Annotated in this window: 10 protein-coding genes; 3 read left to right on the forward strand and 7 right to left on the reverse strand. The window is 73.4% G+C overall.

Annotated elements, in window-relative coordinates; translation table 11 throughout:
- The 3 genes from AB0368_RS36280 to AB0368_RS36290 form a co-directional block, all read right to left on the reverse strand.
- Positions 1-450, reverse strand: coding sequence for a roadblock/LC7 domain-containing protein (locus AB0368_RS36280; protein WP_366158577.1), 450 nt, complete (start codon positions 448-450; stop codon positions 1-3).
- Positions 451-488: 38 nt separating this feature from the next.
- Positions 489-2,939: a nitrate- and nitrite sensing domain-containing protein gene (locus tag AB0368_RS36285; RefSeq protein ID WP_366158578.1), complete on the reverse strand. Its 2,451-nt coding sequence runs from the start codon at positions 2,937-2,939 to the stop codon at positions 489-491.
- A gap of 151 nt (positions 2,940-3,090) precedes the next feature.
- On the reverse strand, positions 3,091-6,024 hold the full coding sequence (locus AB0368_RS36290; RefSeq protein ID WP_366158579.1) for an ATP-binding protein: 2,934 nt from the start codon (positions 6,022-6,024) through the stop codon (positions 3,091-3,093).
- Between the two features lie 220 nt (positions 6,025-6,244).
- Between AB0368_RS36290 and AB0368_RS36295 the strand changes: the two genes are divergently transcribed.
- Positions 6,245-7,231 (forward strand): hypothetical protein, encoded by a 987-nt coding sequence (locus tag AB0368_RS36295; protein ID WP_366158580.1) that lies wholly within the window; start codon positions 6,245-6,247, stop codon positions 7,229-7,231.
- A gap of 16 nt (positions 7,232-7,247) precedes the next feature.
- Here the strand turns inward: AB0368_RS36295 and AB0368_RS36300 are convergent, their stop codons facing one another.
- A complete protein-coding gene (locus tag AB0368_RS36300; RefSeq protein ID WP_366158581.1) occupies positions 7,248-8,351 on the reverse strand; it encodes a GAF domain-containing sensor histidine kinase in 1,104 nt (367 codons plus the stop codon).
- A gap of 145 nt (positions 8,352-8,496) precedes the next feature.
- The gene (locus AB0368_RS36305) at positions 8,497-8,811 is read right to left on the reverse strand and encodes an SMR family transporter (RefSeq protein WP_366158582.1); all 315 of its coding nucleotides are present in this window, start codon (positions 8,809-8,811) and stop codon (positions 8,497-8,499) included.
- 254 nt (positions 8,812-9,065) lie between these two features.
- Between AB0368_RS36305 and AB0368_RS36310 the strand changes: the two genes are divergently transcribed.
- The gene (locus AB0368_RS36310) at positions 9,066-10,700 is read left to right on the forward strand and encodes a methyl-accepting chemotaxis protein (protein ID WP_366158583.1); all 1,635 of its coding nucleotides are present in this window, start codon (positions 9,066-9,068) and stop codon (positions 10,698-10,700) included.
- 106 nt (positions 10,701-10,806) lie between these two features.
- The gene (locus tag AB0368_RS36315; protein WP_366158584.1) at positions 10,807-11,163 is read left to right on the forward strand and encodes a hypothetical protein; all 357 of its coding nucleotides are present in this window, start codon (positions 10,807-10,809) and stop codon (positions 11,161-11,163) included.
- A 61-nt stretch (positions 11,164-11,224) separates the two neighbouring features.
- Here AB0368_RS36315 and AB0368_RS36320 read toward each other — a convergent pair whose 3' ends face one another.
- Complete coding sequence (locus AB0368_RS36320) at positions 11,225-13,111, reverse strand: helix-turn-helix transcriptional regulator (RefSeq protein ID WP_366158585.1); 1,887 nt, start codon at positions 13,109-13,111, stop codon at positions 11,225-11,227.
- Positions 13,108-14,010 (reverse strand): hypothetical protein, encoded by a 903-nt coding sequence (locus AB0368_RS36325; protein WP_366158586.1) that lies wholly within the window; start codon positions 14,008-14,010, stop codon positions 13,108-13,110. The genes AB0368_RS36320 and AB0368_RS36325 overlap by 4 nt, the downstream gene beginning before the upstream one ends.
- Position 14,011: the final 1 nt, after the last annotated feature.

The raw sequence follows: 14,011 nt of genomic DNA on the forward strand, positions 1-14,011 counted from the left end.
TCAGAGCCCGGCATGCCCGTTGACCGAGGGTTTCAGGATGTGGGGGTCCGCCCCGTTCGTGGCGGTACGCCGCTGCGCGCCGAGGTACTGGCCGATGCGGGTGACGAGCCGGCCCATCTCGTACGCGACCGTGCCCATGTCCACGTCCTGGTCGCCGATGACCGCGAGCCGTGCGTTCTCGCCCGCGGAGGCGATGAAGAGGGTGCGGTCGTGGAACTCGACGACGATCTGGTCGACCGGCCCGCCGTCGAACCGGCGTCCCACGCCGGCGCCGACGCTGTACAACGAGGACGCGGCGGCGGCCAGCAACTCGGCCGCGTCCTGCGCCAGCGACCTCGACTTCTGCACGACGAGGCCGTCGATGGACAGCACGAGCGCGTGCAGCACCTGGTCCACGGCGGTCAGCTCGTCGAGCATCCAGGTGAGATCGTTGTGCGCGGTCGGTTCCATGGCTGTTCCCGTCTCTGTCGGTTGCGGTGGGGGCGTGATCATTCGCTGTGGCCGGGCAGGTCGTCGCCGGCCGCCGGGGCCGGCGGGCGGATCTCGCCGCTGCGGTGGCCCGGCGGGGTGACGTCGCCCGTGCGGTGGCCCGGCGGGGTGATGCTGCCGCTGCGGTGGCCGGGCGGGGTGATGTCGCCGGTGCGACCGGCGCGCCAGCCGTGCTGGTAGCCGGCGAGGCGGTTGCGGGCCGTCTCCGGGGTGTGCGCCGGCCCGGCGGCCTGGGCCGGCGTGCCGGACTCCTCCTTGAGCTGGTGCGCCAAGTGCTCCTGCGGGCGGCGCTGGGGCAGCGGCGGCCGGGCGGTCGCCACCGCGCTGCCGGTCGCCGGGGCCGGCGGCGACGCAGCGGGGGAGATCTCCGGCAGGGGCCAGGTCGGCTGCTGGAGGGCCGGGACCGGGGTCGCCGGGCGCCGCGCGGGCGGCCTGCCGGCCCCGGGCTGCGACCGTTCGTGGTCGTCGCCCGGCTCGGTCGCCGCCGGGCGCGGTTCCTCGCCGGGCGCCAGCGCGCTCGCCGGCAGCAGTACCACGGCCAGCACCCCTCCGTACGCCGAGGGGCGGAGCGTGACCTGCATGTTCCCGCGCTTGGCGAGCTCCGCGACGACCCAGAGGCCGATCTGGGCGCCGCCCCTGAGCCCGCTCAGATCGGGGACCGGGGCGGTGGCCAGCAGCGTGTTCGCCCGGTCCATGGCCTCCGGCGTCATCCCGACGCCCGCGTCCTCGATCTCGATCACGACGCCGTTGTGCGCCTGCGTGCAGCTCAGCCACACCTCGGACTCCGGCGGGGAGAAGACCAGGGCGTTGTCCAGCAGCTCGGCCAGCAGGTGCGTGATGCCGGCGATGGCGGGGCCGCTGATCGCGACCTCCGGGGCCCGGCGCAGGGTGACGCGCTGGTACTGCCTCGTCTCGGCGACCGCACCCAGCAGCACCCGGCGGATCGGGACCGGGCGCGGGAACCGGCGTCCGGCCTGGCCGCCGGCGAGGATGATGAGGTTCTCCAGGAACCGGCGGGTCTGGGTGAGCTGGTGGTTGATGTCGAACAGCTCGCCGAGGATCTTCTCGTCGCCGATCCGGTTCTGCAGCTCCTCGATGACCTTGAGCCCGTGCTGCAGCGGGCGCTGGGGGCGCCGCGCCACGCCCATCAGCATCGCCATGCCGGCGGCCCGCGTGGTGGCCTCCTCGACGGCCGCGTCCACGGCGGCGCGCAGCGAGCGGTTCAGCACGGTGGCGAGGTGACCGATCTCGTCCCGGCCGTAGTCGCGATGGGGCAGCTCGAGCGCCACGTCCACTTTCTCCCGGCGGCGCAGCTTCTCGATGATGGACGGCAGGCGCTCGTCGACGACGGTCACCGCGTCCTGGCCCAGCTGCGCGAGGCGTACGGACAGCGCCCGGTTGACCAGGATCTGCGACTGCCGGACCGCCGAGACGATCGCGCCGACCGCGATGAGCAGGGCGACGGCGCTGCCGAGGGCCGCCGCGAGGAGCTGGTTGTTGCCGGTGTCCAGGGCGTCCTGGGAGACCCGGTCAGCCTGGGTGACGGTGAGTGCCACGAGCTGGTCGGCGATGGCGTTCGTGACGGTGTCCCACTGCTGCGCGTCCAGGGCGAGTTCGCCGGGCGGGCGGCTCTTCCACGGCCCCGCGGCGATCAGCGTGTTCTCCGCCGCGCTCAGCGAGCTCCACTCGGGCATGGCCATGATCCGGTCGTACTGCACCCGGGCGTCCGGGTGCAGGTGCGGCACCGCGGCGTCCAGTGTGGCGTGATAGGCGCCGACCATCTTCACGAACTGGAGGTGGTCCTGCCGGTTCAGCCCGTTGGAGCCGAAGGCGCTGGAGATCACCGATCCGGCCCGGGACATCAGGTCGCCGGCGCGGAACGTGTCGGTAGCGGTGATGGCGCCCTGGGTCGCGGTGGCGTCCGGCACGACCCGCGCCTGCGTGTCGAACAGGTCGATCGCCGCGTCCACCAGATCGTCGTAGAACACTGTGGTCTCCAGCCGCCCGGCGCGCCCGGAGTCGATGGTGCTCCGGATCCCGGGCAGCCGGTCCAGGCGGTCGGAGAACGCCTGCCACCGTACGTCGATGCGCCGGGGCGCGCGGCTCAGGACCGAACCCGCGGCCGTACGCAGCTTCTCCACCAGCGTGTCCGTCTCCTGGCGCTGGGCGATGAGCTGCGGCAGGTCCTTGGCCGCGTGCGAGAGGTAGTTGATGCTCTCGCGCCGCTCGCGCTGGATGGCGGCGAGGGTGCTGACCGCGGGGATCGACACCTTCCGGACGCCGTTGGCGACCTCGCGATCGTAGTAGCCGTTGAAGACCAGATAGGCGGAGGTGGCCAGCCACAGCACGAGCGCGGCCACGCCGGGCACGAGGATGAGGCGGGCGATGCGGCGCTTGATGGACTTCTCCGGGCCGCGGGCGGTCGCGTCGGATTCGCTGGTGTCGGTCACTGTGCTCGCGATCTGCGTCGGGGAGGGGTTCGATCCGAGTGCATAGGCCTGCGTCGATAGCAGAGGTCATCTTAGCGTTCCGTCGCGCGGGTGTGCCGCACCGTAGGCATCGACGAAGATCGGTCGTCGTGACGCCGGGCCGAGCCTGACGTCAGGCGCCGGACCGCGGGTCGGTGTGGCACGGGAGGGCGACGGTGAACCGGGTGCCGCCCCCCGGGGCGGGTTCGGCCGTGACGGTGCCACCGTGGGCCTCGACGACCGCCTTGGCCACGGCCAGGCCGAGACCGGTGCCCTTGATGCCGCGCTGGGTGGCGGTGCTGGCGCGGAAGAAGCGCGTGAACAGCCGGGGGTACTGGTCGGCGGGGATGCCGATGCCGGAGTCCGCGACGACGATCTCGACCCGGTCGCCGCCGGCCGCCTCGGCGGTGACGGTCACCGTGCCGCCGGGCGGCGTGTACTTGATCGCGTTGGACAGCAGGTTGTCCAGCACCTGCCGCAGCCGCGACGCGTCGGCGTGGATCACCGGGAGCCGGCCGACGGCGGCTTCGAGGTGCACCTGGGCGGCCTCCGCGGCGTGCCCGTGGGCCTGCACCACGTCGCGGATCAGCCGGGCGGCCGGCAGCGGCTTGACGTCGATGCCGGCGTGCCCGGTGTCCAGCCGGGCCAGGTCGAGCAGGTCCTCGACCAGGTGCAGCAGGTGGGCGCTGGTGCGGTCGATGACGGCGATCTCGCGGCGGTAGCCGGCGTTCAGGTCGGGGTCGTCGAGCAGCAGCTCGGTGTAGCCGCGGATGACGCCGATCGGGTTGCGCAGCTCGTGGCTGACCACGGCGACGAGCTCGTCCTTCGTCCGGTCGACCTCCCGCAGCCGGCTCACCTGCTGCTGCTGGGCGGCGAGCAGCTGTTCGCGCTGTTCGGCGAGCTCCCGGCGTTCGGTGATGTTGGTCGAGATGCCGTCGACGAACAGCCGGCCGTCGTCCTGGCGGCTCACCGCGCGGGTCCACACCCAGCGGGTGACCCCGTCGTATCCCAGTACGCGCACCTCGACCTCCGCCGGCAGTCCGGCCGAGACGGTGGCGTGGAAGCCCGCGAACAGGTGCCGGTCGTCGGGATGCACCCGGGCGGCCAGGGTGGTGGCCATGTCCGCGCCGGTGGGCAGCTCGGCGCCGAACACGCCGGTGCCGCTCGGGCTGGAGTACACCGAGCGAACCGTGCCGTCGGGTCGCATCTCGACGGTCCACAGGTAGTCGTTGACCTGGGCGATGATCCGGTTGAAGTCGCGGCGCGCCGCGGCCAGGGCGAGGGTGAGGTCCTCCGCGCGACGGCGTTCCACGAAGCGGCCAAGCTGCGCGCAGATCGTGTCCAGCACCGCGGCGATGTCGGCATCGCGGGGGACGTCGGTGGCGATGAAGAACGCGAGCACGCCCAGCACGCCGCGACCGGTGCCCACCGGCACGCCGACGCCCGTGCGCAGGCCCGCGGCGTGTCCGACGGCCGCCCGCCCGCCGGCGAGGACACCGTCCTGCCGGGTGGCGGTCCACACCTCGGCGTTGCGCGACCACACCAGTCCGGGCAGTCCCTCGCCGGCGGAGAAGGCCATCGGCTCGCCGCCGGTGAAGCCGCCGAGGTCGACGCCCGGGGCGGTCCACGAGCTCAGCCGGACGATCCGCTGCTCGTCGGCGTCGACCTGCCAGTACTCGCCGCAGGTCCAGCCGAGGCCGGCGGCGACGGTGGCGACTGCGCGGGCGGCGGCCTGCTCGGCGCTGGTCGCCTCGGACAACACCTGGGTGACGGCGTGGCGGCAGCGACGCAGCTGCTCGGTTCGGCGGCTCTCGGTGATGTCGTGCATGGCCACCACCGCGCCGAGGTGGCGGCCGTCGGCGGCGATGGGGTGGGCGTTGGTCACGAACCGGCGGGGTTCCGTCCCGGGTCGCCGTACGACGATCTCCTCGCCGCGCACCTGCTCACCGGCGTGCGCGCGGGCGAGCGGCACCTGCTCGGTCGTCATGAGGGTCTGCCCGTCCGCGGCGTACAGCCCGTAGGTCTGCGCCCACCGGTCGGGTGGCAGCGGTTGCTCGTCGGCGCCGAGCAGATCGCGCAGGGCCTGGTTGAACAGGGCCAGGGTGCCGGTGGCATCGCAGGCGGCCACGCCGGAGTCCAGGCTGTCGAGCAGCGCCTGCAGGAAGGCGCGCTCGTCGGCGAGCCGCTGGCGCTCCTGTTCCAGCTGGGCGCGGGCCTCGACGCGGGCGGTGATGTCGTGCAGGAACGCGTGGAACACCATGCCGTCGCGGCCGGTGCCGACCTGCAACGTCATCTCGATCGGGAACTCCCGGCCGGTGCGGTCGACCGCCGCCACCTCCAGCCGCTGTCCCGCGAGCGTCGACGTGCCGCCGGCCCGTACCCGTGCCATGCCCTGGTCGTGCGCGGCCCGGAGCCGGACCGGAACGATCAGGTCGGTGACCGGCCGGCCCAGGGCCTCGGCGATGGAGTAGCCGAACAGCCGCTCGGCGGCGGAGTTCCACGCGGTCACGCGCCCGTCGGCGTCCATCGACACGAAGGCGTCCGCGGCGCTGTCGAGGACGGCCTGCCACCGGGCCGAGGAGAGCAGCAGCTCACCGTGGGCCAGCCGCAGGGCGACCTCCGACTCCGCCGCCGCGGCGAGGTCCCGCAGGATCGCCACCTGCGCGTCGGTCCACTCGCGCGGCTCGGTGTCGACAACGCACAGCGAGCCGAGCACGTGGCCGTCGGGCGCGTGCAGCGGGATGCCGGCGTACGCGATCGCGGCGTGCTCGCTGATCGCCGGGTTGTCCCGCAGCCGCTCGTCGGCCCGCGCGTCCGGCACGATCAGCGGGGCATCGTCGGCCACCACGTACCGGCAGTAGGAGTGGGACAGCGGGGTCTGCCGGGAACCGTTCGGCCCGGAGCCGCTCGCGAACACCTGCCGGTCGGCGTCGACCAGCGAGACGAGTGCCGTCGGCACGTCCAGCAGCCGGGCGGCCAGGGCGGTGAGGCGGTCCAGGGCCGGCAGCTCACCGGCGTCGAGCAGGCCGGTGTCCCCGAGGACGCGCAGCCGGCGGGGATCACTCACCCGGTCCCCGACCCGTCCCCGTCCACCGTTCCCGGCCATCGTTGAACCCATCGGCGTCCCTGCCGCAGAGCTGAGCTGGCCCCGGCGTCCCGGCCGCGGAGCTGAGCCGGCCCCCCGGCCCCGTCCGAGCGGCCACTCCGGGCAGCCGGAAGAGCCGATGCGCTCCGCGTGCCGCGGCGATATGTTCGGCTTTTGGAAGTTTGTCCCATTGGAGTGACGCATGACACGTTCGTTCCGGCTCGCTGCGCTGACCGCGGTCACCTCGATGGCCGCGGGTCTCTTGTGCCTGCCCGGCACCGCGTACGCGGCGGACACCGAGGCCACCCTGACCGCGGCCGAGATGGTCTCGGCCCTGAAGGCGGTGGCGGGCTCCTCGACGGCGGCGGCCTCGGACGGCTGGAGGATCACGGAGAGCCTGAGCAGCCCGTCGGCGTCGGCGTCCGGCGAGTACGCGGTCGACCCGGCGGCCGGTGTCGCGTACGAGCACGACAACTACGGCGGCGCGCTCAGGACGAAGTACGCCGTCCACCACCGGGGCACCTACGAGACGCTGAGCACCGCGGCGGCCAGGGCGGCGGTCACGATGATGAACCGCCCGGCGGTCCGGTACGTCGTCAAGCCGGACGCGGCCCTGGACCTGGACCGTTACGTCGACACGCGCGGCTTCCGACCGTCCGAGCTGCTCACCAAGGACGTCAGCTACGCCGGCACCCGCACCGCCCACGACGACGGCACGGCCGACTACACCTTCTCGCCGGAGACGGACACCACGATCACGTTCGTGGTCACCGCGGAGGGCGTCCTCTCCGGCGCCAGGGTCGCGGCCGGCGACGTGACGGGCGCGCTGGCCTTCACGTACGGCGCGCAGAACCTGACGGCGCCCGCGCCCTCCGCGACCATCACCTCGGTCGTCCTGGCCCGCGGTGAGGCGTACCTGAGCATGGCCGCCACGGTGAAGAAAGTCGTCGGCGACGGTGCCACCACGATCCGCCGGGCGGCGGCCGGCCACACCGTCAAGGCGACCTCGCTGCGCAAGGTCGTCCGGTCCCTCGCCGGCGCCGCGAACAAGCGGGCAGGCTCGGCGATGGTCCGGGTCGAGGACATCGGCAACGGCGCGCGGGTGTACGCCACCAACCCGTGGACGCACCAGACAGTCGCCTACACCGTCACGGCCTCCGGCTCGGAGGTCGTCGTCCAGAAGCGCTGAAGCAACAGGCCCGAGCCTAGAAGGTCAGGGTGACGGTGGTGCCGCCGGTGAGGTTGTCGGCGATCTCCACCGTGCCGCCGTGGGCGTCGGCGATGGCCGCCACGATGCTCAGCCCGAGCCCGCTGCCCTGCGCCTCGGCCCGCTCGGCGGCGCTCGCGCGGCGGAACGGGGCCAGTACGCGGTCCCGTTCGGCGGGGTCGATGCCGACGCCGGTGTCGCGTACCTCCAGCACCGGCCGCCCGGCCCGGGTCGTGGCGGCGACGGTCACGCTCCCGTGGTCGGTGAACTTGATCGCGTTGCGGACGAGCCGGTCGAGGGCCTGGCCGATGCGCCGCACGTCGACGTGGGCGGGTACCGCCTGCACGGCGTCGGTGACGACGGTCAGGCCCTTGCCGGCGGCCAGCGCCGTGTGCTGCGCGCCGGCCTCGCGGGCGAGGGCGGCGAGGTCGGCGCCGGCGCGCTCGAGGTCCACATGGCCGCCCGCCAGCCGGCTCGCCAGCAGCATGTCGTCGACCAGGGTGACCAGCCGCTCGGAATTGCGCCGGATGCGCGTCACGAACGCCGCGCCGGCGCCGGCCACCATGTCGGCGTCCTCGAGGATCTCCAGGTATCCGGTGATCGACGTGAGCGGGGTCCGCAGCTCGTGGGTGATGCGCGCCAGGAACTGGTCCTTGAGCTGGTCGGCCTCGGACAGCTGCCGGCGCACGTCCGCCATGCCGTGGGCGTACCGGCGCAGCTCCAGCTGGGTGACCACCTGGCGGGCCAGCGTCCGCAGGCCCCGGCGCTGGTCCGGGGTGAGCAGCCGGGGCTCGCGGTCGATCACGCTGAGGCTGCCCATCCGGTGCCCCGACGTGGCGATCAAGGGGGCGCCGGCGTAGAAGCGCACGAACGGCTCGCCGGTGACGAGCGCGTCGTCCCGGAACCGGGGATCGGCCCGGGCGTCGGCGACCTGCATGATCTCGTCGCTCCGCATCGCCTGGGCGCAGAGGGCACTGTCCCGGCCGGCCTCGCGGTCGACCAGGCTGACGAGCGCGATCGGCGTGCCGCACAGCTGCGCTGCGAGCGCGGCTACGTCGTCGTAATCGCTCTCGCGCGTCGGGTCCAAGACCGGAACGGACATGCTGGGCGGTCCTTCGCTCGTCTGAAGGGCGCATCCGTGTGCCCCGGTGAGGTCTGCGGTCTCCTCATCGGCGGCGCGGTCCTCGGCCCGCCGATTCCGCGAGGTGCAGGAGAAGTGCGAAGCGGGTCGCCCCGCCCGGGATCCCTCAGGGCAGGAACTTGAGGCCGATCACGCCGGCGACGACCAGCAGCAGGCAGAGCAGGCGGGGGAGGCTCGTCGACTCGCCCAGGGCGATCATGCCGACCAGCGCCGTGCCTACGGCGCCGATGCCGACCCAGACCGCGTAGCCGGTGCCCACCGGGATGCTGCGCAGCGCGTACCCGAGACCGGTCATGCTCAGCGCCAGCGCCGCGACGAACACGATCGACGGCAGCGGCCGCTGGAAGCCCCCGCTGCGGTCCAGGGCGACGGCCCAGACCGTCTCGAGCAGACCGGAGACGACAAGAACGAACCAGGCCATGACAGCTCACCTTCGCAGGCGGTCGTCTTTGCAGGCCGGGTACGACACGCGCTCGTCCGGGACGTCCGCAGCGCGGCATCACCGGCAAGGGTAGCAACCAGCCCCGGGACCATCCCTAGGTTCCTAGGACGGCGAACGCGGGGTGCGGCGCGTCACTAATTCTTGGCCGACTGCCTTCAAGACGGCGGTCGAAGTGACGATATTCGGGGGTATGAGCGGCTGTCGTGGCCGCCGTCCCGCCCGGAAGGCTCCCGATGACGAAAGCAGCCGCGCACGCCGCGACTCCCGTTCGTAAGCGACCGTTCCTCCGGTTCGGGGACCTGGCGACCGGTGTCAAGATCCTCGCTGCGGTCGGGGTAGCGGCGCTCGTGGCCCTCACCGTCGGGGTGGTCGGCATGGTGTCGCTGGCCCGGGCGAGCGGCGCGGCCCAGGGCATCTACGACCGCAACGTGCAGGCCGTGCTCGCGATCGGCCAGGTCCGCGCGGCGGTGCTCAAGGCCCGCCTCGACGTGTCCGACCAGGCCCTGGCGCTGTCCCCGGACAAGGCGGCGGCGTTCGGCGACGCCTTCAACGCGGACGTGCGGGCCCTCAACACGGCGCTCGCCACGTATCGGAACGGCCAGTCCGCCGGGGACACCCAGACCCTCACCGCCGTGCAGAACTGGTGGCAGGGCTACACCCGCCTGGTGCAGCAGTATCTGCTGCCCGCCGGGGCCCGCCACGACATCGAGACCTGGACGCAGATCCGCGACACCGACGTACTGCCGATCATGGACAAGATCTCGGCGAACGTCGACCAGCTCGTCGCCGAGGAGACCGCTGACGCGGCCGCGGCGGCCGCGTCGGCGCAGAACGAGTACCGCTCCAGCCGTACGCTCTCCCTGGTGCTGCTCGTCGGCGGCCTGGTGGCCGCCGTCCTGGCCGGAGTGCTCGTGTCGCGGGGCATCGTGCGGTCGCTGGCCCGCGTCGAGGAGGTCTGCAATGCGCTCGCGGAGGGCGACCTGACCCGCACCAGCGGCCTGACCCGCCGCGACGAGCCGGGCCGCATGGGCCGCGCCCTGGACACGGCCGTCGCCCATCTGCGGCAGGCCGTGTCGACCATCGACGGCTCGGCGGTGTCGCTCGCCGGTGCCTCCGAGGAGATGTCGGCCACCGCCCGGCAGATCGCCGGCTCCGCCGAAGAGGCCTCCCACCAGGCGCAGACGGTCTCGTCCGCCGCCGAGTACGTGTCCCTCAGCGTCAGCACCGTGTCCGCCGGCGGCCAGGAGATGGCCTCCTCCATCCGAGAGATCGCCGAGAACGCCGCGCAGGCGGCCCAGGTCGCGCAGGACGCGGTCACCACGGCGACGGCGACCTCGGCGATGATGAACCAGCTCGGCGCCTCCTCCGCGGAGATCGGCGACGTGGTCAAGGTGATCACCTCGATCGCGCAGCAGACCAACCTGCTGGCCCTGAACGCCACCATCGAGGCCGCCCGCGCCGGCGAGGCCGGCAAGGGTTTCGCGGTCGTCGCCAACGAGGTCAAGGATCTCGCCCAGGAGACCGCCCAGGCCACCGAGGAGATCTCGCGGCGGGTGCAGGCGATCCAGGCCGACGCCCGGGGTGCGGTCAAGGCCATCGAGGCGATCTCCGAGGTCATCGGCCGGATCAGCGACTTCCAGACCACCATCGCCTCGGCCGTCGAGGAGCAGACCGCGACCACCGCGGAGATGAACCGCAGCGTCGGCGAGGCAGCCTCCGGGACCGGGAACATCTCGCAGACGATTCACGGGGTCGCCGCTGCCGCGCGCCACACCAGCGAGGGCATCGCCGAGACGCAGCAGGCGACCGCCGAGCTGGCCCGGATGTCGGCGGAGCTGACCGGCCTGGTGGCGACCTTCCGCTACTGACGTCGTCCGGCCGGCCCGTCGTCCGCTCCACTTCTCCTTCGATGCCCGATCGGGCACACTCCCGTCGCCGGAGAACCGGAAGCCGCCACCGGCCGTCGTCGCGGGCATGAACGACGAGGTGCACCGGCCGAAGGTGGTGGAGGCGGCCCGTCTGCGCGAGCCCGGCCCGCCGCCGGCGTGGTTGCGGGCCCGCGCCGGGCAGGCCGACCAGCTGGCGGCCAAGGAGACCCTCGACGTCCTCCGCCCGGCCGTCGACGCCGGGCGGCGGATGGGCCAGGAGTACGACGAACGCAACTGGTCCCAGGCGGAACGCGGCCGGTACGCCGGCCTGCTGGCCACCGCGCGAGCCGACCGCAGCCGCACCGCCGCGGCGGCCGTCGAACACGGGCGGACGACCGGACCGGCACCACGCGGCCGCGGGTACGTGGCCGCGCCGCGACCGGTCAGAACCCTGCGCCGGTGACCGCTACGACGCGTGCCGGTGCTCCTCGGCCGCCGGCAGCCGCTGCCGGACCCGCGCCGCCTCAGCTCCGGTCCGGCGGCGGCCAGACGTGCAGCAGCGTGTCCGGCGACGTCCAGTCCGGCACCACGACCCGGTCGGCGATCACGGGTACGCGGAAGAGCAGGCTGACCGGTCCGTCGTGGGACAGCGCCGCGAGGAAATCCGCATTGCGGTCACGCAGCCGGGCGTCGGTGAGCGCCCGGACGGCGCCGTACGTGCCCGCGCCGTAGATGCCCTGGAAGATGATGACGGTGCGGCTCGTGTTCAAGGGATTCGGGCTCTGGAGGAAGTGGGCGACGTCCTCCCGGAGCTGGTCGTCCGTCAGCACCGGCGTGAAGGTCTCACTGCCGACGCGGAACCCGCCGGGGCTTTCCGGATCCCGTTGGATCGGCGTGACCGGCACCTCGATGTGGCGCATCAGCTGCCGGGTCATGGCGTTCCAGTCGACGCCACCGAGCAGCACCAGGTGGTTGGTCATGTCGTCCGGGGACATCTGGTCGGGCGTGGCGATCCTGACCTCGTTGTCGGGGTTGACGGCCCGCAGATGACCGTGGAGCTCGATCAGCGAGTCGAGATCGGCGTACCGGTAGCTCTCGACGTAGTCGGGGCTGCTCGGATCCGCCAGCGGCATGGTGCCTCTCAGGTCGGACGGCACCTGGCTGACCACCACCGTGATGGCCTCCCCGGCCGGATACCGCAGGGGCGCCGCCGGTTGTTCCGCGCCGCCGACGCGATGCCCCAACGCCTCCTCCCGCAGGCGCACGAGCTCTTGCAGCAAGGCCCGCCTTCGGGCTTGTTCGGAGCGGGTCAGCTGCTCCTCGCTCGGGGGCGACCGATACGGCCGCGGGGGTTGATCCAGGGCGAAGATCGTCGCGTACAGCGCCAAGCGGGGGAGCGGGGGAACGACGAACCCGTTCTCCCAGCTCGAGATCGAGGGAGCTGACACATCCATGAGGCTCGCCAGATGGCGCTGGGTGAGAGCGGCGCTCGCGCGCAGGTCGCGCAGGCGCCAGGCGAGGCTGAGCCCGCTTTGCGGAGGGCTCACGAGGACGGGCTGGACAGCCGGCAGCGTGTAGACCGTGCCGCGGGCCGTGGTGATGCGGACCGGACCGGTGCCGGGCCAGGCGACCGCGGTCTCGCCTCCCGTCACCGCCACCGTCCGTCCCGGGTCCGCGGACGCGGGATCGGTCAGCTCGATCAGGCGCGGGTCGGTGTCCGGCAGGGTCACGCGCATGGAGCCCCGCCGGGGCGGTTCGGTGATGACCAGCCCGCCGTCGTCGCGCTGCACGCCGATGACGGTGTCCGGCAGCTTCGCGGCGATGGCGGCGACGTCGGCCAGGGTGATCATCGCGAGGTGCCGCGGCGCGAAGGCCGTCAGCGCCTCCGCGCCGGTGCGGCGGGCCATCTGGCCGAGCTGCCAGGCCGTTGTCGTCGTTTGCGCAAGTGCCGGCAGTCGGTCCCACGCGCCGGCGAACCAGTCGGCGACACCGGTCCGGCCCTCGTGCACCAGGGCCCGCAGCGCCGGCCTCAGGAGCTCGTCGATCCGCTCCGGGTCGTCCGCTGCGGTGCTCACGGTCAGCCAGGCGATGCGCTCCTCCAGCAGGAGCGTCGGCGGCAGGTTCGTGTGTGCCGCGGCCACGGTCGGGCCCACGCGGCGCACCGGGTCGTCCGCGTCACTGGCCGCTATGCGTGCGGCCAGCGCCTGCCGCAGGGCCGGGAGCCGGGCCGGCTGGAAGCTCACCATGCGCGGGTTGCGCACGCCGATCACGTCGCTGAACCAGAGATCCCCCTCGGCGCCGGCATCGAGATGCGGGGCGGCCGTCAGCCGGACGGTACGCAGGAGGTGCGGCTCGATCCGCGTCGCCGTGCTCAGCAGCTCCGCCAGCTCGAGATAGCCGGGCGCGGTCACCGGCGTCTCCGCATCGCGGCGTCCACGCCGGCTGCCGTCGTACGCCGGTCCCAGTGCACGACCGGCATCGCGGCGACCGCCCAGGCCGGCCAGCGCCCCGGCGGGTAGGGCACGAAGGCGACCGGTTCCACACCGGACTGCCGTGCCTGCGTACCGAACCGCCGCCACTCGGCGGCACGGGCGCGGGTGGGGTCGAACGGGAACCCGCCGATGCCCAGGTCGGTCAGGAGCAGGACCCGGGTGCCCCGGGCCGGGGGAGTCCAGGGTCGCCAGCTCGCGTTTCCCGCCGGGCCGGCGCCCCGGACCGGGCAGTCCGCGAAGTACGACACCCGGATCCGGCTCGCCCCGAGGAGGCGGTCCAGCACGGCCAGGACGTCCTCGTGATCCTCCGCGAACGGCTGCATCCCGGTGCCGAGATCGACCAGGACCTGGACGCCGAACGCGGAGGTGGCCCGTTTCCTCCTCGGCATCGTGACCAGCGGCTGCGCCGTGGCGAGAATGCGGACGGCGGCGTCGACGTCGAACGCTCCGCCGGCGACGTGCCGCCGGACGGCCATCTGCAGGATCGACGGCGCGAACCGCGGATCGAGCAGGGGTTGCCGTGCGAGCGCGGGCGCCGGCTCCGGGCTGAACACCGGCAGCTCCTTCGCCTCGGCGAGAGCCTCGACGATGGTGTCGCGGACCGGCTGGGCGGGCCCGGCATGTACTGCCGGAGCCGGAGCGGGATGCTGGGGTGCCGGCGCGGGCACCGGGACCGGGGCGGCGGGCGGTGGGGGAGCGCTCTGCCGGACGGCGGCGAGACCGAGCATCGCGGCGATCCGTTTCCGCTGCGCCGCGGTACGGGCCCCGGCCGCCGCACAGGCACGGACCAGGTCACTCAGCCAGACGGTGGGTCGCATG

Source organism: Actinoplanes sp. NPDC051475 (genome assembly GCF_040689425.1).
Classification (GTDB): Bacteria; Actinomycetota; Actinomycetes; order Mycobacteriales; family Micromonosporaceae; genus Actinoplanes.

What these genes read in the sequence shown, in the direction of transcription:
- AB0368_RS36305 (WP_366158582.1), bottom strand. Translation starts at nt 8,811, where the DNA reads ATGGCCTGGTTCGTTCTTGTCGTCTCCGGTCTGCTCGAGACGGTCTGG.
- AB0368_RS36310 (WP_366158583.1), top strand. Translation starts at nt 9,066, where the DNA reads ATGACGAAAGCAGCCGCGCACGCCGCGACTCCCGTTCGTAAGCGACCG.
- AB0368_RS36280 (WP_366158577.1), bottom strand. Translation starts at nt 450, where the DNA reads ATGGAACCGACCGCGCACAACGATCTCACCTGGATGCTCGACGAGCTG.
- AB0368_RS36295 (WP_366158580.1), top strand. Translation starts at nt 6,245, where the DNA reads ATGACACGTTCGTTCCGGCTCGCTGCGCTGACCGCGGTCACCTCGATG.
- AB0368_RS36300 (WP_366158581.1), bottom strand. Translation starts at nt 8,351, where the DNA reads ATGTCCGTTCCGGTCTTGGACCCGACGCGCGAGAGCGATTACGACGAC.
- AB0368_RS36315 (WP_366158584.1), top strand. Translation starts at nt 10,807, where the DNA reads ATGAACGACGAGGTGCACCGGCCGAAGGTGGTGGAGGCGGCCCGTCTG.
- AB0368_RS36325 (WP_366158586.1), bottom strand. Translation starts at nt 14,010, where the DNA reads ATGCGACCCACCGTCTGGCTGAGTGACCTGGTCCGTGCCTGTGCGGCG.